This window comes from Bradyrhizobium sp. sGM-13 (assembly GCF_018398875.1).
Classification (GTDB): Bacteria; Pseudomonadota; Alphaproteobacteria; order Rhizobiales; family Xanthobacteraceae; genus Bradyrhizobium.
In genome coordinates this window covers 1-221 of sequence record NZ_JAGWDK010000489.1, presented here as the reverse complement: position 1 = coordinate 221, position 221 = coordinate 1, and the positions used below count along the sequence as shown (strand labels likewise).

The following is a 221-nucleotide window of genomic DNA, read 5'->3' as shown; positions in this document are numbered from 1 at the left end:
CAAATCTGTCGAACTCACCATCGCCATCGTCCCGGCTGGGACGTCTTTTCCCGCCGTTTGGCAGAAACTCTGTAATGCCCTCGCTAGGCAGCAATTTCCTTTTTCGACCAGTTGAACTCGGTTCCGTCGATCCACATGCGATGCAGAATGACCGCGAGCTTACGCGCGACTGCGACCTTTGCCTTGCGGAGTCCGTTGCGCTTGACGAGCCTAACCCCCCA

The 221-nt window shown here is 57.0% G+C and carries 1 pseudogene; it reads right to left on the bottom strand.

The features are described 5' to 3' along the window. Window positions 1–83: 83 nt before the first annotated feature. A pseudogene (locus KJQ96_RS41295) lies at window positions 84–221 on the bottom strand (IS110 family transposase); the annotation flags it as partial.